The sequence below is a fragment of the Paenibacillus azoreducens genome, assembly GCF_021654775.1.
Lineage (GTDB): Bacteria > Bacillota > Bacilli > Paenibacillales > Paenibacillaceae > Paenibacillus_AQ > Paenibacillus_AQ azoreducens.
On sequence record NZ_AP025343.1, the window covers coordinates 6,199,867 to 6,220,870 of the forward strand.

23 protein-coding genes are annotated in these 21,004 nt (G+C 48.1%); 8 read left to right on the top strand and 15 right to left on the bottom strand.

Annotated elements, in window-relative coordinates; all coding sequences use genetic code 11:
- Positions 1 to 33: 33 nt before the first annotated feature.
- Positions 34 to 912, bottom strand: a complete 879-nt coding sequence (locus tag L6442_RS27610; protein ID WP_212978106.1) for a LysR family transcriptional regulator — start codon at positions 910 to 912, stop codon at positions 34 to 36.
- Positions 913 to 1,254: 342 nt separating this feature from the next.
- Between L6442_RS27610 and L6442_RS27615 the strand changes: the two genes are divergently transcribed.
- Positions 1,255 to 1,797, top strand: a complete 543-nt coding sequence (locus tag L6442_RS27615; RefSeq protein WP_212978107.1) for a GNAT family N-acetyltransferase — start codon at positions 1,255 to 1,257, stop codon at positions 1,795 to 1,797.
- Positions 1,798 to 2,132: 335 nt separating this feature from the next.
- On the opposite strand, the gene L6442_RS27620 is transcribed toward L6442_RS27615, so the two are convergent.
- From L6442_RS27620 to L6442_RS27635, 4 genes are all read right to left on the bottom strand, one after another.
- A complete protein-coding gene (locus tag L6442_RS27620; RefSeq protein WP_212978108.1) occupies positions 2,133 to 2,921 on the bottom strand; it encodes a class I SAM-dependent methyltransferase in 789 nt (262 codons plus the stop codon).
- A 114-nt stretch (positions 2,922 to 3,035) separates the two neighbouring features.
- Entirely contained in the window at positions 3,036 to 3,827 is a 792-nt protein-coding gene (locus L6442_RS27625; RefSeq protein ID WP_212978109.1) for a phosphotransferase family protein, read from the bottom strand.
- Between the two features lie 517 nt (positions 3,828 to 4,344).
- Entirely contained in the window at positions 4,345 to 4,527 is a 183-nt protein-coding gene (locus L6442_RS27630; protein ID WP_194230598.1) for an H-type small acid-soluble spore protein, read from the bottom strand.
- 39 nt (positions 4,528 to 4,566) lie between these two features.
- On the bottom strand, positions 4,567 to 4,869 hold the full coding sequence (locus L6442_RS27635) for a hypothetical protein (protein ID WP_212978276.1): 303 nt from the start codon (positions 4,867 to 4,869) through the stop codon (positions 4,567 to 4,569).
- 198 nt (positions 4,870 to 5,067) lie between these two features.
- Here L6442_RS27635 and ku point away from each other — a divergent pair, with 198 nt between their 5' ends.
- Both ku and L6442_RS27645 read left to right on the top strand, forming a co-directional pair.
- On the top strand, positions 5,068 to 5,979 hold the full coding sequence (ku, locus tag L6442_RS27640) for a non-homologous end joining protein Ku (RefSeq protein WP_194230599.1): 912 nt from the start codon (positions 5,068 to 5,070) through the stop codon (positions 5,977 to 5,979).
- Positions 5,980 to 6,002: 23 nt separating this feature from the next.
- The gene (locus tag L6442_RS27645) at positions 6,003 to 6,941 is read left to right on the top strand and encodes an ATP-dependent DNA ligase (RefSeq protein WP_212978110.1); all 939 of its coding nucleotides are present in this window, start codon (positions 6,003 to 6,005) and stop codon (positions 6,939 to 6,941) included.
- Here the strand turns inward: L6442_RS27645 and L6442_RS27650 are convergent.
- Both L6442_RS27650 and L6442_RS27655 read right to left on the bottom strand, forming a co-directional pair.
- Positions 6,938 to 7,960: a DUF4367 domain-containing protein gene (locus tag L6442_RS27650; protein WP_212978111.1), complete on the bottom strand. Its 1,023-nt coding sequence runs from the start codon at positions 7,958 to 7,960 to the stop codon at positions 6,938 to 6,940. The two genes, L6442_RS27645 and L6442_RS27650, sit on opposite strands and share 4 nt — an antisense overlap.
- Positions 7,921 to 8,508: an RNA polymerase sigma factor gene (locus L6442_RS27655; RefSeq protein WP_212978261.1), complete on the bottom strand. Its 588-nt coding sequence runs from the start codon at positions 8,506 to 8,508 to the stop codon at positions 7,921 to 7,923. The genes L6442_RS27650 and L6442_RS27655 overlap by 40 nt, the downstream gene beginning before the upstream one ends.
- A gap of 117 nt (positions 8,509 to 8,625) precedes the next feature.
- Here L6442_RS27655 and ligD point away from each other — a divergent pair, with 117 nt between their 5' ends.
- Positions 8,626 to 9,528: a non-homologous end-joining DNA ligase gene (gene ligD, locus L6442_RS27660; RefSeq protein WP_212978112.1), complete on the top strand. Its 903-nt coding sequence runs from the start codon at positions 8,626 to 8,628 to the stop codon at positions 9,526 to 9,528.
- A 114-nt stretch (positions 9,529 to 9,642) separates the two neighbouring features.
- Here the strand turns inward: ligD and L6442_RS27665 are convergent, their stop codons facing one another.
- Complete coding sequence (locus L6442_RS27665) at positions 9,643 to 10,473, bottom strand: YitT family protein (protein ID WP_237100422.1); 831 nt, start codon at positions 10,471 to 10,473, stop codon at positions 9,643 to 9,645.
- 530 nt (positions 10,474 to 11,003) lie between these two features.
- On the opposite strand from L6442_RS27665, the gene L6442_RS27670 reads away from it, so the two are divergent.
- Positions 11,004 to 11,327, top strand: a complete 324-nt coding sequence (locus tag L6442_RS27670; protein WP_228100938.1) for a YnfA family protein — start codon at positions 11,004 to 11,006, stop codon at positions 11,325 to 11,327.
- A gap of 31 nt (positions 11,328 to 11,358) precedes the next feature.
- On the opposite strand, the gene cls is transcribed toward L6442_RS27670, so the two are convergent.
- Positions 11,359 to 12,789, bottom strand: coding sequence for a cardiolipin synthase (gene cls, locus L6442_RS27675; protein WP_212978114.1), 1,431 nt, complete (start codon positions 12,787 to 12,789; stop codon positions 11,359 to 11,361).
- Between the two features lie 301 nt (positions 12,790 to 13,090).
- Between cls and L6442_RS27680 the strand changes: the two genes are divergently transcribed.
- Together L6442_RS27680 and L6442_RS27685 are read left to right on the top strand one after the other, a co-directional pair.
- Positions 13,091 to 14,098 carry a M23 family metallopeptidase gene (locus L6442_RS27680; protein WP_212978115.1) on the top strand — a complete coding sequence of 336 codons (1,008 nt, stop codon included), beginning with the start codon at positions 13,091 to 13,093 and terminating at the stop codon, positions 14,096 to 14,098.
- A gap of 9 nt (positions 14,099 to 14,107) precedes the next feature.
- Positions 14,108 to 14,527 (top strand): bactofilin family protein, encoded by a 420-nt coding sequence (locus L6442_RS27685; RefSeq protein WP_212978116.1) that lies wholly within the window; start codon positions 14,108 to 14,110, stop codon positions 14,525 to 14,527.
- Between the two features lie 435 nt (positions 14,528 to 14,962).
- Here the strand turns inward: L6442_RS27685 and L6442_RS27690 are convergent, their stop codons facing one another.
- The 5 genes from L6442_RS27690 to L6442_RS27710 all read right to left on the bottom strand — a co-directional run bounded on the left by L6442_RS27690 (position 14,963) and on the right by L6442_RS27710 (position 19,600).
- Complete coding sequence (locus L6442_RS27690) at positions 14,963 to 15,745, bottom strand: ABC transporter permease (RefSeq protein ID WP_212978117.1); 783 nt, start codon at positions 15,743 to 15,745, stop codon at positions 14,963 to 14,965.
- Positions 15,738 to 16,649 (bottom strand): ABC transporter ATP-binding protein, encoded by a 912-nt coding sequence (locus L6442_RS27695; RefSeq protein WP_212978118.1) that lies wholly within the window; start codon positions 16,647 to 16,649, stop codon positions 15,738 to 15,740. Before L6442_RS27695 ends, L6442_RS27690 begins: the two co-directional genes overlap by 8 nt.
- A 438-nt stretch (positions 16,650 to 17,087) precedes the next feature.
- A complete protein-coding gene (locus L6442_RS27700; RefSeq protein ID WP_212978119.1) occupies positions 17,088 to 18,071 on the bottom strand; it encodes an LCP family glycopolymer transferase in 984 nt (327 codons plus the stop codon).
- 80 nt (positions 18,072 to 18,151) lie between these two features.
- Positions 18,152 to 18,841 carry a sugar transferase gene (locus L6442_RS27705; protein ID WP_212978120.1) on the bottom strand — a complete coding sequence of 230 codons (690 nt, stop codon included), beginning with the start codon at positions 18,839 to 18,841 and terminating at the stop codon, positions 18,152 to 18,154.
- A gap of 327 nt (positions 18,842 to 19,168) precedes the next feature.
- Positions 19,169 to 19,600, bottom strand: a complete 432-nt coding sequence (locus tag L6442_RS27710) for a hypothetical protein (RefSeq protein WP_212978121.1) — start codon at positions 19,598 to 19,600, stop codon at positions 19,169 to 19,171.
- Between the two features lie 226 nt (positions 19,601 to 19,826).
- Here L6442_RS27710 and L6442_RS27715 point away from each other — a divergent pair, with 226 nt between their 5' ends.
- Positions 19,827 to 20,195, top strand: a complete 369-nt coding sequence (locus L6442_RS27715) for a helix-turn-helix domain-containing protein (RefSeq protein WP_212978122.1) — start codon at positions 19,827 to 19,829, stop codon at positions 20,193 to 20,195.
- Between the two features lie 377 nt (positions 20,196 to 20,572).
- Here L6442_RS27715 and L6442_RS27720 read toward each other — a convergent pair whose 3' ends face one another.
- A complete protein-coding gene (locus L6442_RS27720; protein WP_212978123.1) occupies positions 20,573 to 20,740 on the bottom strand; it encodes a hypothetical protein in 168 nt (55 codons plus the stop codon).
- Positions 20,741 to 21,004 lie beyond the last annotated feature (264 nt).

The following is a 21,004-nucleotide window of genomic DNA, read 5'->3' on the forward strand; positions in this document are numbered from 1 at the left end:
TAATAGAGTTTTTCTATTCATTTATGCAAATCGTTAATTCAACACGAATCCGCCGCGCTCAAGCAGCGCTTCCGCGAATTCCGTATGCTCTCCGTTTAAGGTAATCAAGCTGGTTTGCAGGGCGATCCCCATCGTTTCGGTAATATCCACCGGGACAAGAGCTCCCGTCTCAACCTCCTGCTGCACGCAAAGCCCGGGGAGAAAGCATATTCCCGCCCTTTGCAGGACAAGCTTCTTGGCGGTTTCCGAGTTGTCGACTTGAAACACGATGTTCGGCGGCTGCTCCAAGCTTTCAAATACGCGATGGATCCGCATCCAGTCAAGCGAGCCGCATTCGAAAAAAATCAGTTTTTCATGGCGGATATCCCGGATCGACGCTCTGCCTGCAGCTGCCAGCGGATGCCCCTTGTAAACATACAACCGGATCGGATCTTCAAAAAATGAATAGGACTGGAATGCGGGATTCATCAATTTACGTGCAAAAGCCAAATCGATCTCTCTGGAAGCAAGTTTGCCTGCAAGTTCATCCGTTGTTGCCGTTATGATTTTAAATTTCAAATCCGCAAACCGTTCGTTCAGCCGCATAAGCAATCGGGGCATTAAGTAATTCGATACGGACACGGTGCATCCGATCCGCAGTTCGTTTGGCGTCGTCCGCTTAGAGTGAATGCGGTGTCTGCCTTTTTGATAGATCTGAAGGATTTGCTGGGCATAAGGAAGAAACTGCTTGCCTTTGTCGGTAAGATGAATCTGCTTGCCAAACCGGTCAAACAGCCTGCAGTCAAGCTCGCGTTCCAGCGACTGGATGCGGGCGGTAACCGTAGGCTGGGACAAGTAAAGCACATCCGCCGCCTTGTTAAAGCTCCCGTAGTGATTGATGTACACAAAGGCTTCAATATTTTCGATATTCAATGAATCCACCCCCAAATTCTTATTATTCATATGAAAATAGACGGTATTCGGAGCAAATGATGTTAATAAATTATTTTTATCTTATGGAGTGGGAATTTTATTGTCAATCTTTATTTAAAATTGGGAACCGCTGTAATTGGAGATCAAGCTTTAGAAACGGAAGGTCGTTAGCTATTGGATCTTAGGGAATCTCTTCCGCTTAACAAACCCGTTTCTATCCCTTATAATTGATTTTTTTAATAACGTTATTAATATTTGTTATTTCCTATATGTTTACTGCGAATTAAAAGTTATACTCAATTAACAAATCTAATGACGAATCGATAAAAGGGAGTGAGCGAAATGACCGCAACACCAAAAATCATCATCCGCGATGCGGAGGAGTTTGAGCAGGAGGCCATAGCGCAAATCATGCTTGAAGCCTACCAGCAATATGCCTCCGTACTTTCGGAGCAGCGTTGGGCCCAATACCGGGATTCCATTCGAAACTCCGTTTACGGCAAAGCCGCTCATGCCCGGATTGTTGCTGTGCTTGATAGTGAAATTGTCGGCAGCGTTCAAATGTTTCTCTCTTCCGAGGATGCTTACGGCAATCCTGAAATGGGTATCCATTCTCCGATTATCCGCCTGTTGGCCGTTTCGCCTACCTGCCGTGGAAAAGGCATTGCCTCGCTTCTAATTCAGGAAGCCGCTCGCAGATCCGTTTTGCTGGGCTTCTCTACCCTTAATTTGCACACCTCCGACATGATGGCTACCGCCGTACAGCTGTATGAACGCTTAGGCTTTCAGCGCGCATATGAGACAGACATCCGGAATGGGGATACGCTTGTTAAAGGATACCAGCTCGATTTACGTTCCGCGTCCCTTTTGGAAGATGTGGTTTAGGTTCAGTGAAGGGCTGTCTCAGAAGTAAGGTTCAAGTGCTTTTGAAGACAGCCGGATTGAGAAAAACTCGCTATCCTCGAGTTTTGAAATCGAAGTGAAATTTGTTGCGATTGTGCATCCTTTTCAAGCGTTTTGTGGTGTGGTAGGCAGAATTGTTGCGAAAGTGCATCCTTTTGACCAGGAATGACCTAATTGCGCTCAGATAAAGGAAAAAAGCCTGCACTTTCGCAAGCTTTTTATCTATAACAAGCCGTTGTGTCGAAAATAGTTGCACTTTTATCGCAATTTCGCTACTTGACGGGGTGCGGTTCACCTTTTTGGGATACCCTCTTGGTTTATTTATAATTTGCTTTTTCGGCCGAGATAATAAAGGTTTTGGGAATGCCCTTGTCATATACTTCGGATGAGAGATTCGGCATCTCTTCAAGAGTTTTGACCATAAGGCCCGAAGCTGCGACTGCGGTCACGATTTCGCCAAGCGTCCATTTTCGCAAGTATACCGCTTGTTGATCGTTTCTCTGATCTGTATCCAAATATTTTTGATATGAAACTTCGCTCGCCTCCAAGGCAGTGTTAAAATAGTCCCCCGTCACTTTATGCTTTCTGATCTTGGCCGTAGATCCCGTTGAAGTGATCAATTTGGTCGATACGGGATGAAAATCCTGCACTACAAGTCTTCCTCCAGGTGACAGCAATCCCGCCGCACAGTCGAAGAGCGGCTTCAAATCCTTAAAGTAATGCAAAATACCGTTCTCCATAAAAACGATGTCGTAGGAGAACCGGAATTCTTCCTCCGGCAGCTGCAGTACATCGTACCTCAGATCGACTCCGGCCGCCCCGGCCAGTGCTTCCGCATACAACCGATTTTCATCTGAAAAATCGACGACCGTAACTTCCGCTCCAAGCAGCGCCAACGCGACGGCTTTCATTCCGTTTGACCCCATTAAATTCATCATGCGCCGGCCTTGAACCTCATTCCCAAAATGACCGGATAAATGACGAATGACCTTTGCCGGATTGCGCTTCAAACGTCCCGCCGCCTGCTCCGGCGTACCGAAACGCTTCACCCAAGCTTGATAAGCCCCGCTATTCCAAGCCTGCTTATTATAATCGTCTGCTTCCATGCTTCCCCCAATTTCAAATAGAATCTGGGTTAATTCATGTTATATACCAATGGTTTCACCCCCCGAAAGGCTAAAATATATGTGACGTCACTCCAATACATACGTCTACGAAGTCTAATTACGAATCAGTGCCAGCAGCTGCTCCTTCTCTTTCGCCGGTATCCATTCCGTCAACCGTGCAGCCGCAACCGGTACCATCCAGCGTTCAATCTCTACAGAAGAAATCCCGGTGAGTTTCTGATATTCATCCCAATACATATTCGTCAGTTGTTCTCTGATCCTAGTAAAAAACTGTTGTGCGGCAGATGGCATCTCATCCGGAAGCGTACCGAATTTAAGAAGCAAAACCGTTCTCGCCGCATCCGCGGCTGGACTGCCGCTAACGGCCGTCATCCAGTCGATAACCCATTCCTTCTGTCCCAAAATAATATTGTCCGGATGATAATCCCCATGACAGAGCCGGCAATCATCTTCCAGCTGTTCAAGCATATGGGTAATCCTGCTTTTCTCCTCTTCAGACAGAAACGGCGCCTCCGAAATAAGACGGGCCAAAACCGTTTTCTGGCGAGGCAGCCCTTCCACTTGACGGTTATGTATCTCAGCATGGAGCCGGGCCATGCGGCGAGCTTCTTCCTTTACAGCCGACGGGTCCCGAGAGATTGCCGCCAGCATCGTCATTCCCTCCGCCTTTTCATATACGATACCTGCACGCCCGTCCCTTACCGTCATCTCAAATGGGCGTGGGACGCTGAAACCGCTTCGGTATACCTCCGTGCTAACCAGGAACTCTTCTTTCGCCGCTTCGGCGGGAAATCCCTCCCGATACAGCTTCAGTACACGTCCCGCTCCATACGCAAGCAGCTCCGCTGTCCGCCCGGCCGCAACGACACCGTTATCGTCGTCCATTTTGCCCCTCTCCTTCTTTCGTGCAAACCGAATAGCTCAATATAAGCATTTTAACTGAATCAGGGAAAAACTTGAAGGATGGAATTCCAGCCCCGTTTAAAAAGCTTTTTTCGCATCTCACACAACCAGCAAAACAAGCAACATGGGTTATGAATAAGTCTTGCCCCCATCAAAATAACCCCACAAAGTGAAGTGTAGCCTTTGAAGCTTATTCCGATTACTTTGCGGGGACCCCGGAAATTCAACCCCACAAAGTGACGTGTGACCTTCGAAGCTTATTCCGATTACTTTGCGGGGACCCCGGAAATTCAACCCCACAAAGTGACGTGTGACCTTCGAAGCTTATTCCGATTACTTTGCGGGGACCCCGGAAATTCAACCCCACAAAGTGACGTGTGACCTTCGAAGCTTATTCCGATTACTTTGCGGGGACCCCGGAAGTTTTTACTATATGTTAAAAAAAGCCCGGCTTACCCTGCTTGGGGTGCTTCGGGCTTTCGCTAACTTTGTGAGAAGATCAGCCTTCCTGTAAACGCTCCACTTTAACGGTATGTGTATTTGTAGGACGCGATCCAACCTGTACAGTCGCCATGCCATGCTCTTCATCGACATTTTCGATCCAAACCGGCTGTCCTTCCAGCTTTACTTCAATGGTGCTGTTTTTGTCTGTGTAAATTTCAAGCGCGCGTTTTACATCCATCTTAGGCCCCTCCTTTCCTGCTTCAACGATTTTTGGGGTTCAGACATCCTCGTCGGTACGTACCTCCGGCACCATCGAATCCGTCGTGCTTTCGCCGATGAACCCGTTATCCGCCGTAATATTGCCGCCGCCAAGCCCTTCGTTTACCATCCGGTCGATGTCAAACATATGGCTTTCGTGGGACACATCGGTTTCCTTGGATGTTACGTTCTCCCAATTCACTATTTCGCCGCTTGGGGAATAGCTCGTTTCCATCTTGCGGGATGCTTGATGATACCGCTGCACTTCGTCCGGATTCGAATTCTGATGCCGGTTACGATTTTCACCCTCGCTATTGCTCATTTGCGCCGCCTCCTTGAGCCGAAAAATAGATGCATCGCCTCTATCATGCCCTTTTCGCAAAAAATGCATGTAAACCGCCGCAAAACTTTCGTTTTTTCCGCTTCCATTGTCATAGATTCCGCAAAAATAACCCATACTATTAAGAACATCAATTAAACACGAGAATGATCGAGATCAAATCTAAAGGAGAGGCTGAATATGCATACCGTTTGGAAAGGGGCCATCAGCTTCGGGCTGGTTCATGTGCCCGTCAAAATGTTTTCGGCGACGGAAGACAAAGATATCTCCATGAGGTACGTGCATAAGGAGTGCGGAAGCCCGCTCTCCTATGTGCGCAAATGCCCGGTTTGCGACAAAGAGGTAGGCTGGGATGAGATTTCTAAAGGTTATGAATATGAAAAAAGCAAGTTTGTCTTATTCGAAAAAGAAGAATTGGAGCAGATTACCGAGCAGGCGAATAAAAACATCGCGATTTTGGATTTTGTGGATTTGTCGGAGATCGACCCGATTTATTTTCAAAAAACCTATTATCTAGCCCCCGATCAGGCTGGCGGAAACGCATATCAGCTGTTGAAGGAAGCCATGCGACAAAGCGGAAAAATCGGCATTGCCAAAATTTCCATCCGCTCCAAAAGCAGTTTGGCCGCCATCCGCGTCCTGGAGGGGTGCCTTGCGATCGAAACGATGTTTTACCCCGACGAAATCCGTCCCGTAGCGCAGGTGCCGAACCTGCCCGAAAATGTGACCGTTAACGAAAAAGAGCTGGGCATGGCCCAGATGCTGATCGATCAGTTGTCCACTCCGTTTGAACCCGAAAAATATACGGATGATTACCGGGAGCGCCTGCTTCAGCTGATTGAGCATAAGGTGACCGGCGAAGAAATCAAAATCGCGCCCGCCAAGCAGGAGACCAATGTCATCGATCTCATGGCCGCCCTGCAGGCCAGCATTGAAGCAGCCAAACCCGCGGTGGTCACCGATCCCGGCAAACCCAAGAAAACAGCCAAAACCAAGGCCAAAACCGCCGCAGAAGAAAAACAGGCCGCAGGTTCCGAAGGTCCCAAACCGAAACGCCGCAAAACAACCAAGAAAAACGAGACCGTATCCTAACCTGCCGCCAGGGGGAAAAATCGATGAAACTAAAGCCCGTAAAGCCGTTTGAGCCGATTCTAACCAGCCATCTTCCTTCCGGGGAGAACTGGATTGCCCAGATCAAATGGGACGGCGTCCGCATGCTGGTCTATTACGACGGCGAAGAGACGGAGCTGATCAACCGGAAAGGCAATCATCGTACGCGCCAGTATCCCGAGCTCGTGGATATCTCGTCTTACTGCAGAGCCGAATCGGTCATTTTGGATGGGGAAATTATCGCGCTTGTGAATGGTACTCCTTCTTTCCATCAGGTCATGAAAAGGGACAGCCTTCGTCAGGAGAGGCAAATCCGTGCGCGCGTTCAGCAAATCCCGATCGTATATATGGTTTTTGATATTTTGTACTGCAATGGGGAATGGGTAACCGCGAAACCTCTTCATGAGCGGCAGACGCTGCTTGATCAGGTGCTGATTCCGGGTCCTCATGTGCAGCCGGTGCCAAGCTATCAGGACATTCCCCTGCTCTATGACATATCCAAACAGCATCAGCTTGAAGGAATCGTGGTTAAAGACCTGAGCAGCAAGTATGAAGTAAACGGCAAAGACAAGCGGTGGCAAAAACGGAAAAATATTATGGACATCAACGCGGTGGTCGGGGGAGTTACGTACCGTGACGGAATCGTCAATGCGCTGCTCCTGGGACTATATGATGAAGCAGACAGGCTCATTTACATCGGGCATGCGGGAACCGGGAGGCTGGGAATATCCGACTGGCGGCGAATTACGGAAGAGGCTAAAGGCATGCTGCAGTCGGACAAGCCGTTTGTGAATAACCCTGAACGTGAAAAAGGGGCGGTATGGATCCGCCCCGAATGGGTCGTGAAGGTGCATTTCCTGGAATGGACGGACGGCGGCACTTTACGGCAGCCGAGCATCCAGGCTTTTGTTGACGCTTCTCCTTTGGACTGCCGGTGGAATTAGTGAGCCGAGATAAGGCTTTCAGCGATTTTCACCATGTCCTCTTTCGTCAGCTTGCTGGTCTCGTTATCGTGAATATCGTAGGATGTTCGACGGGCTTCATCAACCCAGCCAAGCCGGTTTGGGATGTAAAATTCATCTTTTTTGCGCTCGCCAGCTTTAATGTAATAGGCGTCTATACCTTTAATTTGAATCTTCTCCACCAAATCCTGCTCATTATGGTAAATCGTACTCTTATAGCCTGTGCTACCCTCAGGCATGGCACTAGCGCTTATCTGAATAGTATCTTCCCCGTTTCTATACTGGATCCAGGAATAATCAGATTTACTCCATTTCAGTATTTTAACAGACAGTTTATCGCCATTCGTCGCAGATTTGGCTTGATCGATAAGCTCATCCTTCAGTTTTTCCCTCTCGTCATATGTTGGGAAGGCAGGTTGTACAGATCCCTTGTAGAAATGATAACCTTCAGGCACTTGAACCGGTTCTTTTATTAACTGTGCTAACGGAGAACGGGTACGCTTCATGTCATCTTGGAAATCATCAAAGCCCTTATACTCAACCGGTTTATAATCGATATGGATCGGATCCAACTCATTACCATTATTAATAACATCGTCATTGACGTAATAAGCGGCAAATTCTCCCGGCTTAAGCTGGTCCATAACACGTTTCCGATACACATCCAGGCGCTTAGCTTTATTTTTGTCATAATCCAATTCCGTTCCATCCCGTTTACTCGTTTGCAGTATCGTTTCGCCCTTGCTATTCTTAATTTCAATGTACTGCGATGCCGCATATGCTGTGACGGAAGCGCTCAGTACGATAAAAACAATCATTGCGGTGAGACCAACTCCCGGACGGAATCGGGGTTTCGCAGCCCGCTGCTGCCGATTGCCAGATTGAGAAATTCGTTCCATGACTTTATCCACCACGTCGAAATTTTGCATCATCGTTTCCGTTTGTCTATTGGCCATCTCTTTCAAACTTTCGTCTTCATTAAATGCTTGTAGCTTACGCATTGGTTTTCCTCCTCCCAGGCAATCATCATGCCTTTCAGTTTTATTTTGGTTCTTGCGAATTTTTTCTTGACGTTTTCCTCTTTTTTGTCCAGAATTTCGGCGATTTCAGCAAAAGGTTTTTCTTGAAAAATCCGCAGCACCAGCAAGTTTCGCTCCTCGAGCGTCAGCTTCGCAAGCGCTTTGCTGAGCGGTTCGCTGAATAACCGGCTTTCCACTTCCTGCGCCGCGCTGCGTGAGGTCAGATCTTTCTGAAGCAGACCAAACGTAAACCGCTGCTGCAGTTTTTTTCTGCGGATCAGATTCAGGCAGTGGTGGTAAGCTACCTTATACAGCCAGGAGGAAAAGCTTACTTTTGGTTTGTACATATGGATGTTTTCGAATGCTTTCACTAAAATGTCCTGAACTGCATCCTCCGCTTCCTGCCTGTTGCCAAGAAGGCGCCAGCAATATGCGAAAATTTGGTTCTGAAAATTTCTAACGATGAAGGCATAGGCCTGCGTATTTCCCTCCTGCACTTGCCTGATTACAGAATCCAATTCCTGATTCATTACATCATTCATAACTTATTTGTCACCTCCCCTTCGCGAAAGAGAAACTACACCCATATAACAAACGAGAAGCAATCAAAGGGACATTTGCCTAAAAATTTCTTCGGAGGTATCGTTATGCCGCGAAACGTAAAAGGCTCCATCATGATTGAAGGCCGTGAAATTCCGATCACGAATCCGGATAAGCCGCTCTGGCCCGACATGGGTATCACCAAAGCGATGTATCTGCAAAAGCTGGCTGCGATCGCCCCCTTTTTGCTGCGTTACTGCCGGAACAGGCTGCTGACGACGATCCGATATCCCCATGGCGTCCCTGGTGAGTTTTTTTATCAGAAAAATGCGCCCGAACCTCTTCCGGATTATGTTAAAACTGCCGAGCAGGACGGCATCCATTATATTTTGCTGAACGGCTTGCCCGAGCTCTTGTGGCTTGGCAACCTTGCGGCACTGGAATTCCATCCTTCGCTCCACTATGCGGGAAGCCCGCTTCCGTGCGAATGGATGATCGATCTGGACCCGTCGCGGGAGGAAGAACCGCGGATTATGGAGGCTGCATCCATCGTCGGCAAAGTGCTTCATTCCCTGGGACTGGAATCCGTGCCCAAAACCTCGGGTGCGACGGGCATTCAAATCATCGTTCCGATCAACCAAGGCATTACCTTCGATGAGCTGCGGGTGATCGGGCATTTCGTTGGCCAATTCGTGACCGAAAAACACCCGGATTTGTTTACGCTCGAGCGGCTGAAGAAACATCGCGGCGATAAAATCTATTTTGATTATCTTCAGCATTACCATGGCAAAACCCTTGCGGCCCCCTATACTCCCCGCGCCAGACCCGGCGCAACCGTGTCCACGCCGCTTTACTGGGAAGAAGTGGAGAGCAACGTATCCCCGCTTGATTTCCATTTACTGAACATCGAGGAGCGGCTGCAAACCCATGGGGATTTGATCGCCGCCCTGCCGCCGCAGCCGGTCGAGCAGGTTCTCCGCCATTTGAATGCAGCAAAGCCCGGAAGATGAAATATCTCCCGGGCTTTTTTACCGCACCCCTCAACTCAATATTGCATTTAAAAAAACGTATCGGTAGCAAGGGGGCGGCATCATTCTGATAAATTCAATGTTGAGTTCTTACACCTAATGGATATCTTTTTTCTTGAACCGGCCGCCCTTAACGTCATGGATATTACCAACCGCAAGAAAAGCATGCGGGTCCCAATCTCCGACGATCGCCTTCAATTTGGCTTCCTCAAGGCGGGTGATGACAACGAAAATAACCTTTTTGCTGTCGCCGGAATAAGCTCCTTCACCCTCCAAATAAGTCACGCCGCGTCCAAGACGCTGGTTCAATGCATCGCCGATCTCCTTGTATTTGTCACTGATGATCCATACCGATTTTGACTGGTCAATACCCTCGTTGGTGATATCAATCACTTTAAAAGCGATAAAATATGCGATAAGCGAGTACATGGCGTTATTCCAGCCAAACACAAATCCCGCGCTGGTGAGAATAAACACGTTGATAAACATGATGATCTCCCCAACGGAAAACGGGGTTTTCTTATTGATCAGAATGGCTACGATTTCGCTGCCGTCCGTGGAGCCCCCAGCCCGGATCACCAGGCCGACGCCCGCCCCCAGAATAACTCCGCCGAAAATCGCGGCAAGCAGCGGATCAAAGGTAAGCGGTCTGACAGGTTCCAGCAGCATCGTGCCGACCGACATGACAATGACGGCTGCAAGCGTTGAAAATGCAAAGGTTTTGCCGATTTGCTTATATCCGAGAAACAGGAAAGGAAGATTTAATAAAGTCAGAAAAATGCCAAGCGGTAAATGAAAGAGGTGGGCAAGCATAATGGAAATACCGGTAATTCCGCCATCGATAATGTTGTTGTTCACGAGAAAAATTTCAAGCGCGACGGCGACCATTCCTGCTCCAATCAACATGACGATGATGCGCGATAACATCCGCAGCTTGGATGTCGGCGCGTTAAGCGGCTGTTGCTGGCCTTGCGGCAGTTTGATGCGTTCTGTGGTTTGGACATTTGAAGTTTCTGCCATCGAATCCCCCCGATTCTTATATGATTATAGAAAAAGAATAATTCTGTAAAAAGATTTCCGCTAAGCGCGGCCTGGCTTCAATGAATTTTCATCGATATTCAGCCTTTTTTTCATGGCCCAATATCGTAATTAGTGCATGATAAAAAACGGAAGTAGCGGAGGGGACGGAATCGTTCTGAAGAAGCGGCAGCGGTCGCCTTTGTTTTCGAATTTCTACCTTTACTTAACAATATAATCAAGAAATTTGAAGACAACAGCGATCGGAAGAACGATCCGTAACCGCAGCGGTCAACTCGCGTAATATCAAGAAACTAATTTCGATAAAAAAGCTACCTCATAAATGCGGTCTGGCTTCGATGAATTTTCATCGATAAAAGTCCCTTTATATTATATCATAGTTTTTGTCTAAGTATTAACGGAATGGGAGATATTCGATCATGCGATCTTTACTTTTATTTTTGGCTGCCGGGTTGGCAGAAATCGGCGGGGGTTATCTCGTCTGGCTTTGGATCAAGGAATCCAAGCCTTGGTGGTACGGGTTGATCGGAGCCGTAGTGCTGGTTCTATACGGAATTATTCCTACGCTGCAGCACTACCCCTCCTTTGGCCGCGTGTATGCCGCTTACGGCGGTATTTTTATCGTGCTTGCCTTGTTATGGGGCTGGGGAATCGATAAAAACACGCCGGACCTCTATGACTGGATTGGCGCGGCGCTTTGTCTGGCTGGTGTTTCCGTCATTCTGTGGGCTCCCCGCCCCTGAAATGGCATCCATATGCTACGCTAAACCATCACTATAAAAGCGGTGACAGCATGCGGCATAATATCTCGGCTGTTTTGTGCATGAATGGCCTGTTCTGAAACTCACTTGGGGTCATTTCCCTGCTTACAAGCATGTCTTTCTCAAAATCATCCACAAGCCGTTCTATTTTAGACTGTTCAAGCAGTAAAGCCGTCAGTTCGAAATTGCTGTAAAAGCTGCGGAGATCCATATTGGCCGTGCCAACCGATGCAAGCAATTGATCGACAATGAGCACTTTGGCATGGATGAAGCCTTTTTGGTATTGGTAGAATCGGACACCCGCCAGCAGCAGCTCCTCGACGTAAGAAAGCGAAGCCAGCTGCACCAGCCTCGAGTCGGCCTTCCACGGAATGATGATCCGTACATCTACGCCGCTGACGGCTGCGGTTTTCAGCCCCTCATAGACACCCGGATCTGGGATAAAATACGGCGACGTAATCCAGATCCTTTTTTTCGCTACGCAAATAGCCGCAAAGATCAATTCCTGGATGGCATTCCATTCTTGGTCCGGGCCGCTGCTGACGATCTGGATTTGCTCATCGGCCTTGCATGAATGCTCCGGAAACAGTGCGGGGTCAACGATCTTTTCACCAGAGGCGAGCTGCCAGTCGTCCAAAAATATATTTTGCAAAAAATAAACGGCGTCCCCTTCAATCTCCAGATGCGTATCCCGCCAGTAGCCCATTTTCGGATATTTGCCAAGGTAATCATCCCCGACATTAATCCCGCCCACAAACCCCCTCGCTCCGTCTACCACGACTATTTTACGGTGATTCCGGTAATTGATCCGGCGGTCGATGAAACTAAGCAGCGGCGGCAGAAAAAAGTAGGATTCGACCCCGGCTTCCTTAAGCCTCTCCACAAATTCCCGCTTCAGCTTATAGCTGCCCAACCCGTCGCATATAAAACGCACCTTTACGCCTTCCCTGGCTTTACGGATCATAATCTCCTGAAAACGGGTCCCTATGACATCATGCCGAAAAATATAGAATTCAATATGTATATGCTTCTCAGCCGCCTCAATCGCCTTCAGCATGGCATCAAAAGCATCTTTGCCGTCTGTCAGCACCCGGCTGGCATTGGAGCCTGTAATCGGGCTTTCCGTAAGACGCCATAACAGATTAAACAATCTCTCCTGATGTTTAAATTCGGGATTATGAATTTCCCCAATGTCCCGAACCGCTGTCAGCCGGCTCCAGAAGAAGGGACGGATTTGGCGGAACAGCCGCGATCCCCGGGTGCGAATATGCTTGCGCGCCTTATAATCTTGAGCCACAAAATAGTAAAAAACGAACCCAATGACCGGGCAGCAAAAAAGAATAGACAACCAGGCGATTGTTTTGGAAGGATTACGGAATTCAAGCAGCAAAATGATTGCAATCTGAAAAATAAATATGATGAGCGCGATCAGCAGCCACACCATATGGCAGCCTCCTTCCGGAAATAGCGCGTTAATCGTTACCTATCCATGATTGACCAAATCCCGGCCTATTTATTCAAACATCTCCTTCTTATTAAAATGCCGGGCATGCTTATTGCGGGGACCCCAAAAAAACATATAAAAATCCCCCCACAAAGTGGAGCCATGCTTCGATGCTTATTCCAAATACTTTGCGGGGACCCCATCATAATCTCAAAAAGGTAACATTTTAGACATGTTCAGAGCATTCGTCGAATACATAGATTATAAGACAAGTACAACGATGCTATAGAAAGGAGCTGCCATGAAAAATGCAACCGCCAATCGACGTCTGACACTTCTGGTCATGAGGGACGCCCAGCATTCGGTGAAGCAGATCCATCTGTCCAAGCCTCTCCTGCTGGCCGTGCCCGCCGCCGCCGTCCTCTCTTTGTCCGGTCTTGTTCTTGCCATACAGGCCCATTCTTCCCAGGCCATCTCGAACCTGGAGCAGAAGGTAACCCTTGAGCAGTTAAAAAACATTCAGCTTCAGAGCTCGATTACCAGCCGCGAGCAGTCCATTGAACGCCTGCAAACTGAAATTATCAAGCTATCGTCACAGGCCAAGGATATGCAGCTAAAGATGCAGCATGTGGATCAGCTGGAACAGCAGCTGCAGAAGTTTATCGATAAACATAAGATCAGCATGTCCACGGACGCCCCCGCGGATAAAGCGTCTTCCCTGTCCTGGGATGCTTCTGAGCATGTCGGGGGCGAATATATCGCCGTACATGAGAATGACATGCTGGATCTGGCCCGGGAGACGAAAGACGACTTTCAGGAAATGCAGGAGCTGCTGAAAACGATGGAAAGCAATATCCCCCATACCTTGAAAAAAGCACAGGAGACACAGGTGCAGATCGCAGGTAATCCGACGGTATGGCCTACCGCCTCCAAAGTGATGACTTCAAGCTTCGGGTATCGCACCGACCCCTTCACCGGCAAAGCCGCTTTTCACGCAGGCATAGATATTGCCGGGGATAACGGCGGTCCCGTCTATGCAGCAGGCGCGGGGAAAGTTATCACTGCGGAAGAAAGCGGAGCTCGCGGCCGTTATATCGTCATTGAACATCCGGGCGGACTACAGACCTGGTATATGCACCTCAGCAAGATCCTTGTAAACATAGGGGATACGGTCGACAAACGCCAGCAGATCGCCCAGCTCGGCTCAACCGGCCGCAGCACCGGACCGCATCTGCATTTTCAGGTCGTCAAGCAGGATAAGCCCGTCAATCCACTCCCGTATATTCGATCAGACAATTCTCTCAATTAAGGAGGTTCTATGTTGAGCAGATCCAAATCCAAGAATTCATTGATGTCCACCGACTCCCTGATCGGAAGAGGCACCGAGGTCGAAGGAGCCCTCTCTTGCGAAGCCAATGTACGTATTGAGGGTAATTTTAACGGTGTGATCGAAAGCCGCGCCTGTGTCACGATTGGCGAACATGCCGTTGCCCGCTCCGATATCAGCGCCAGGGAAGTCATTATTGCCGGAAAGGTTTATGGAGATGTGCAGGCTGAAGGCAAGCTGACGATCACCCCGACCGGCCAGATGTTCGGAGACGTTCTCGCCGCCTCCGCGCTTGTCATCGCCGAAGGCGGCATCCTAAACGGTTCCAGCAAGATGGAACCCAAACACAACGAACAGAAAGCCTTGGCAGAAAGCAGCAATGCGCCTCTTTTGGAATCGGAAGCAGGATAAGCTTCATTCCAGGCCTGCCGGAAACCTGCATTCCCACGAAATAATCCCACAAAGAGTATCGGAAAGAAGTAAGGGCGCCTCTCAAAGAGGGGCCCTTTTGCGGAGCAAAAGTACTGAGCGAAGCCTATGCTCCGATGCTTATTCCAGATACTTTGCGGGGGCCCCAAAAGAAAAACGTCTATCTCCGTACTTTCACAGAAGACAGACCGCTTTTATCGGTAGCTTTTCTTGCGGTATCAGGATGCGTTTTCCCCGAAGTTATACAAAATAACCCCACAAAGTGGAGCCTATGCTTCGATGCTTATTCCAAATACTTTGCGGGGACCCCCAAAAAAACTTATAAATTCTATACTGCCAAAAAAGCCCGCCGCAGCGGGATGTGACCGGATAGACACATCCTGAACTTCGAACGGGCTTCTATTTTTAAAACATGGTTTATGCCGCGACATCCCTTTTGTTGAATACGTACCAGGATACCGCCATCATCGCGATATAGTAAACGGCAAGCACGGCCAGCGCAAACCCAAGGCTGACACCGCCCGGCCCCACATCCGTTCGCAGATAGCCGGAAAGATCCATATGCGTAAAAATGAGGTACTTTGCCCAAGCAAAACGTTCCGGACTGAACAAGGTCGTGAAGATCCCTTTAGCAAACATCACAAACAAAGCCAGTCCGATCGCCAGCCCACCGGCGCGGAACACCGTTGACAGCATGAAGGCAATTGCGACCGTTATAAACAAATTCACATAATCGCAAAGCACATATTGCAGCATAAATACGAATCCGTTTGTGCTCTGGCCAAATAAACTGCTTTCGGTGCTGCCGGAAAAAAATAAGCTGGAAGACAGCAAAGACATCACCACGACAATCAACGTACCCAGCAGGCTGAACAAAAAGACGGACAAATATTTGGACAGCAAAATTTTGGAACGGCTCCATGGTCTGATCAGAAGCAGTTTAATCGTCCCCCATGAAAATTCCCCCGCGACCGAATCCGCCGCCACAACCACGGAAAAAATCGTACACAGGAAAAACGTAAACGACGCGCTCATGATCACGCTGTCCCAAATGGTAGACGAACCGCCGCTATCCACCATGGATATCAGAACCGGAATCAGCAAATTGACTGCGGCAAGAATGCCCAGCATTACCCACGTCCGGACGCGCCGGTAAATTTTCATATTTTCATTTTGCAAGAGATGCAAGAAATTACCCAATCGGGTCACCCCCCGTCATTTCAAGGAACTGTTCTTCGAGCGAACGGGTAACCGCTTGAATGCCGTACACCTTGATCCCAGCCTGCACCAGCCGGGCATTCATCTCCGCAATTTCGTCGCGTGCCAGCCTGACGATGATCATGTTTCCCTCCTGAACACCGCCCTCCATCATCTGAAGCGCGTGCGCTGGTTCATCGACAATAAATCCGGTCGCCACCGCATCTGCATGTTTTTCCCGACTTTCTTTCAAAGAGCGTACATCAATCAACCGTCCGTTCTGAATGATCGCTACACTGTCACACATCAATTCCATTTCAGCCAGCAGGTGGCTGGACACGAAAACGGTTGTCCCTTCCTCATGGCACAGCTGGCGCAAATAATTGCGAAGCTCGCGAATCCCTTGCGGGTCGAGGCCATTGGTCGGTTCGTCCAAAATCAACAGCTTCGGCCGATGCAAAATCGCCTGGGCTACGCCCAAACGCTGCCTCATCCCGAGCGAATAGGTTCTCACCTTGTCATGAATCCGGTTGCCTAGACCTACAAGCTGGATCACTTCCTGGATTCTCTCTTCCGTTATCCCGGTCATCATGCGGGCAAAATGGCGTAAATTCTGGTATCCTGTCAGAAACTTGTACATCTCCGGGTTCTCTACAATAGCGCCGACATTGGCAACGGCCTGCTCAAAATGATCTTTGATGCTGAACCCGCAAATTTTAATATCACCCTGACTGATTGAGGTGAGACCAACCATCATCCGAATCGTCGTTGTTTTCCCGGCCCCATTGGGCCCAAGAAATCCGAATACCTGACCGGGCGGAATGTCGAGCGTAACGTTCTCAACCAGGTTTTTGGAAGAAACCCTTTTTGTTACCCCCTCCAGCCGAACCACCGGTTCATGCTGCATTCGCTTCACTCCTTTTCGCATTTTATCATCTCATTGTAGCATATCCATTTTTCAATAGCTCCATATACTGGTATCTTCTCTCTTCTTCCCCCTGGTTATGACAATCTTCGCAGTAACCCAAAGGAACCGTGGTACGGTAATATCCCGTCCGAAAAATAACCATCGTATCCGAAACCGGGACCATTCTCTCACAGCACAGGCAATAGACGTACTGCAGATCGTTCATTGGACCGCCTTCCTCTCCTTTGGTATCAAAAGCTATATGTATCATTGTGAAACGATATAGATACGTTTTGTATCGTTACCAGAAATCTACAATATTTCGTATCTTGATGTCAAGCGCTTTCACAATAAAAACAAAAAACCGCCAAAGAGGACCCGTTGATCCCGGCGGTACGAGGTTTAGTTTCTCTCATGTTCGGATGCTTTAGTATCTTGTCATTGCATATGCTCTTGAATTAATTTATGAACCCGGCTTCTTTCGTTATCTCCCACCAGATAGTACCAAATGCCTTTAATCCTTTCACCGCGGCCGCTTATTTCCACCTGTTCAATACTCTTGATATCGGCACGATAATCGGTCAGAAAAGTTTTCATATCATCAAATGTAAGATCCGTTTTCACGCTGTCGCCAACTTCATCCAGCAAAGATTCGATTTTGACGACATTGACGACTTTCATCGTATTCCTGATCAACTCCTGCAAAATTTGGCGCTGCCTTGAATTTCTGCCCATATCGCCGCGCGGATCATCATAACGCATCCGGGAATACAACAGTGCTTCCTCCCCGTTCAGTTTCAAATGGCCCTGGTTGAATTGATGTCCCTCATAATAAAATGCAAAGGGATTTTCCACCTCAACTCCTCCCAGGGAATCGATGATATGCGCGAAACCTTCCATATTCACTCTGACATAGTAATTCACAGGGTAATCCAGGAAATGTTCGACCGTCTTTACCGACATGTTCACGCCGCCAAAAGCGTACGCATGATTGATTTTATCCACGGTGCCGTGTCCGATAATATCCGTACGCGTATCCCGCGGAATATTGAACATAAGAATACTTTGTTTGGCCGGATTGACCGTTAAAAAAATCATCGCATCCGACCTTCCCCTGTCATGTTCGCGTTGATCCACGCCCAGCACAAGCACCGTGAAAGGTTTTTTCTTATCAAGACTGAAGGGTTCGGCGCCAGCCGCGGCAGTTTCGGATTTCCCGGCATTATCCTTCCCCGGTGCTGCCGCAGCCGTGGAAAGATGGCTGTCTTTCCCGGCCGTCTCCGGAACTGTCCCCGCATCCCTGCTTTCATAAATTTGGTGGGCCGTCATTTTTACAGATTGATAGATGTACGCTGCATATCCGGCCACGCCCAAAACGATCACGATAAATACGGACATGAGGATCACAACCCATTTTTTCATGGATCGGCCAGCCACCTTTCCGCTTCTCACCTTATTTTGCAAGCATCCTCCTGCTAAAATGAAGGCTGCCTGTTTATCCGCTAGTAGGCATTATCCGTTCCAAAAAGCACCTTCACGGTTTTGCACAAAATGACAATATCATTTGTAAATGACTGATTCCGTATGTATTCCAGATCCAACTCAACCATTTCTTCAAACCCGACGTGATTGCGGCCGCTGATTTGCCATAAGCCCGTACAGCCCGGAACCACAAGCAGTCTCATCATGTCGTAAGAGGTGTAACTGTTTACTTCCCTCGGCAGAGGCGGTCTGGGGCCAACCAGACTCATATCCCCTTTTAGCACGTTGAACAACTGCGGGAGCTCATCCAGACTGGTTTTGCGGATGAATCGTCCCACGCGGGTAATTCGCGGATCATTTTTCATCTTGAACATGGCCCCGCTAATTTCGTTTTGATCCATCAAGTTCCCGAGCATCGCCTCCGCATTGCTGACCATCGAGCGGAACTTATACATTTTGAAAGGCTTCCCGTTCTTTCCGATCCGGATTTGGGCAAAAATAACGGCACCCTTGGGATCTTCCACTTTAATAATCAAGGCAATCAGCAGCAGAAACGGAGACAGCAAAATCATCCCTAGCAGCGACAAGCATATATCCTGAATTCGTTTGGCGATCCAAAACAAAGTTCGATCCTTGTTTTCAAAAAGCGGAATGGCTTCAAACTGACGACCGGTTTCCAACGTGTTTTTTAACGGATTTGCACTATTCATGTGAGACCTATCCTACAGTGGTATGAATGGAAAGATGGATTTGGGGGGATTTCATTTCGATTAATGCGGTGAGTTTGCCATGAAAATTCGTACTGCTCAAGATCATCCCTCGCTTAAAAGATGTTTTCGATTTCCAGGCACCTAAGCCCGTATATAATCGAAACGATTTGATCCGGCTCATCCGTTGTACCTAGGACTAAGCGGGACCGAATGAAACATATCCGATGTAAAAACCTCGGGTTAAAGCACTATGCAGCACTTTGAAAAATATAGTAAAATGACTTTATCCCATTGATTTTTTGGAGTTACGGAAATTGACCATAAATCCTATGTAAAGACATCAAAGAATTGGCCGGAGCCTTTATCAGATATGAATTCCGTATAAGGATCATATTTTTGCAGCCGGACTCTGCCGCCCACAACGGTGCGGGTGATTTGTTTTGCCATGTTCACCTCCCCGTTTGGATCTGGATCAAGCAGAACTCCATACTGTTTGGCGTCAGTCAAGCTTTCCTCTTTCCAGACAATCTTGCCAGACGTCCGGCAAACCGGTTCTCCTTGGCACATCATATCGAAGCCAAGCCGTATTTCGGGCACAAGCGGAAAATCCAGGTCGCTGATGAATACAAGCAGCCGGGATTCAAGGTCCCATAAAATAGCCGGACGGAACCGATTCAACTTCACGGACGTTTCACCGATCTGATGAATGGATATATACATTTGGAGATGTATGCCGCCTGTCGTCAACATATTCATCACGAGTGGCCCTGCCTTATGGAATAAAATTGAACATTAAGGACTACACTGGTTATTGATACAATTCGTTTCAACATTGATACAAATGGTATCAATTACAAATCTTACTTTACGATACAGAATGTAACTAGTCAACCCTTTTTTCGTGTATATTTTGTATTTCCCTTCAATTTAGATACATTTTGTTTCTTCAACATGCAATTTGCAGGCAATCAGAGGAGGTTAATTCATGAATCATGACAATCGCATCGCAGAACTGCGGGATCAACGAGGATGGACTCAAGAGGAATTAGCCCAATCGATTGGCATTACTAGAGCCGCACTATCCCACTATGAGAAAAATCGCCGCAAACCCGATTTTGAGATTCTGACCAAACTTGCCGATAAATTCGAAGTATCCATCGATTATTTGATCGGCCGTACGAATCAGCCCAAACTGGTTATGGATCCGGAGGTCCGGGATTTTGTGGACCAATTGGAGCTGTCAGATCGCGATTTGCTGGAAAGATTTAATTTGACGATTGACGGGCGCAGCCTTACGGAGGAAGAAGCCAAGCGTTTCATTGCTTTTGTACGGATGGAACGGTCCATGAAATAGAGTACATGCAAAAAATAACCCCACAAAGAGTATCGGAAAGAAGTAAGGGCGCCTCTCAAAGAGGGGCGCTTTTGCGGAGCAAAAGTACTGAGTGGAGCTATGCATCGACGCTATTCCAAATACTTTGCGGGGATCCAAAAACTTAATTCTATAATCTTAAAGAAACCTCAGCCGCGAAAAAAAGCCGCTGAGGTTTTTGAAAGCAGAAAAATCCCCGGAACCGCATTCGTGAGATCGTATTCTCCCACAGGCTGCGGACCGGGAAGGTATGGCTCAGATTCGGGCTCAGCTCTCCTGTCGTCATGAACCGAAGAACCGATGGTTTGGATTTATGTACTGAATGAAGTCGGCATGCGGATGTCTGCCCTATTTTCTGACTAGGTCGGCTCCTTCTTTAGCGCGTCTTCCTGCTGCCGGATATAATGATTCCAGCTGTCAAGGTGTATCCCGCATTGCTCCAGCACTTTCAAAATATCCAACTGCGTTTGTGCCGGACGATCACGATTGGACCGGGCCTCGGTACCAAAATCTCTCTCATCACTCATCCAAGATACCCTCGCTCTACTCATCGATTTAAAAGAAAAAGATCATAATACCTGCCTTATCCCCGTCTAAGAACTCTGGTAGGTCTAATAGGGAGGGACTTTTTTATTATAGCCCAAGCGCATTCATGATGCTGTCGTCTGATGGAAAGTCCGTCTCTGAATTACAGTTCTATTTTTGTCGAAAAAAACGGGCCGACGATTTTAGTCCCCAATTGGCGCTAAAATCGCTGACCCGTTTTGATTGCTTCTACGCATTCATGTAAA

What these genes read in the sequence shown, in the direction of transcription:
- L6442_RS27615 (WP_212978107.1), top strand. Translation starts at nt 1,255, where the DNA reads ATGACCGCAACACCAAAAATCATCATCCGCGATGCGGAGGAGTTTGAG.
- L6442_RS27620 (WP_212978108.1), bottom strand. Translation starts at nt 2,921, where the DNA reads ATGGAAGCAGACGATTATAATAAGCAGGCTTGGAATAGCGGGGCTTAT.
- L6442_RS27625 (WP_212978109.1), bottom strand. Translation starts at nt 3,827, where the DNA reads ATGGACGACGATAACGGTGTCGTTGCGGCCGGGCGGACAGCGGAGCTG.
- L6442_RS27630 (WP_194230598.1), bottom strand. Translation starts at nt 4,527, where the DNA reads ATGGATGTAAAACGCGCGCTTGAAATTTACACAGACAAAAACAGCACC.
- L6442_RS27635 (WP_212978276.1), bottom strand. Translation starts at nt 4,869, where the DNA reads ATGAGCAATAGCGAGGGTGAAAATCGTAACCGGCATCAGAATTCGAAT.
- ku (WP_194230599.1), top strand. Translation starts at nt 5,068, where the DNA reads ATGCATACCGTTTGGAAAGGGGCCATCAGCTTCGGGCTGGTTCATGTG.
- L6442_RS27645 (WP_212978110.1), top strand. Translation starts at nt 6,003, where the DNA reads ATGAAACTAAAGCCCGTAAAGCCGTTTGAGCCGATTCTAACCAGCCAT.
- L6442_RS27650 (WP_212978111.1), bottom strand. Translation starts at nt 7,960, where the DNA reads ATGCGTAAGCTACAAGCATTTAATGAAGACGAAAGTTTGAAAGAGATG.
- L6442_RS27655 (WP_212978261.1), bottom strand. Translation starts at nt 8,508, where the DNA reads ATGAATCAGGAATTGGATTCTGTAATCAGGCAAGTGCAGGAGGGAAAT.
- ligD (WP_212978112.1), top strand. Translation starts at nt 8,626, where the DNA reads ATGCCGCGAAACGTAAAAGGCTCCATCATGATTGAAGGCCGTGAAATT.
- L6442_RS27665 (WP_237100422.1), bottom strand. Translation starts at nt 10,473, where the DNA reads ATGTTATCGCGCATCATCGTCATGTTGATTGGAGCAGGAATGGTCGCC.
- L6442_RS27670 (WP_228100938.1), top strand. Translation starts at nt 11,004, where the DNA reads ATGCGATCTTTACTTTTATTTTTGGCTGCCGGGTTGGCAGAAATCGGC.
- cls (WP_212978114.1), bottom strand. Translation starts at nt 12,789, where the DNA reads ATGGTGTGGCTGCTGATCGCGCTCATCATATTTATTTTTCAGATTGCA.
- L6442_RS27680 (WP_212978115.1), top strand. Translation starts at nt 13,091, where the DNA reads ATGAAAAATGCAACCGCCAATCGACGTCTGACACTTCTGGTCATGAGG.
- L6442_RS27685 (WP_212978116.1), top strand. Translation starts at nt 14,108, where the DNA reads ATGTTGAGCAGATCCAAATCCAAGAATTCATTGATGTCCACCGACTCC.
- L6442_RS27695 (WP_212978118.1), bottom strand. Translation starts at nt 16,649, where the DNA reads ATGCAGCATGAACCGGTGGTTCGGCTGGAGGGGGTAACAAAAAGGGTT.
- L6442_RS27700 (WP_212978119.1), bottom strand. Translation starts at nt 18,071, where the DNA reads ATGAAAAAATGGGTTGTGATCCTCATGTCCGTATTTATCGTGATCGTT.
- L6442_RS27705 (WP_212978120.1), bottom strand. Translation starts at nt 18,841, where the DNA reads ATGAATAGTGCAAATCCGTTAAAAAACACGTTGGAAACCGGTCGTCAG.
- L6442_RS27715 (WP_212978122.1), top strand. Translation starts at nt 19,827, where the DNA reads ATGAATCATGACAATCGCATCGCAGAACTGCGGGATCAACGAGGATGG.
- L6442_RS27720 (WP_212978123.1), bottom strand. Translation starts at nt 20,740, where the DNA reads ATGAGTGATGAGAGAGATTTTGGTACCGAGGCCCGGTCCAATCGTGAT.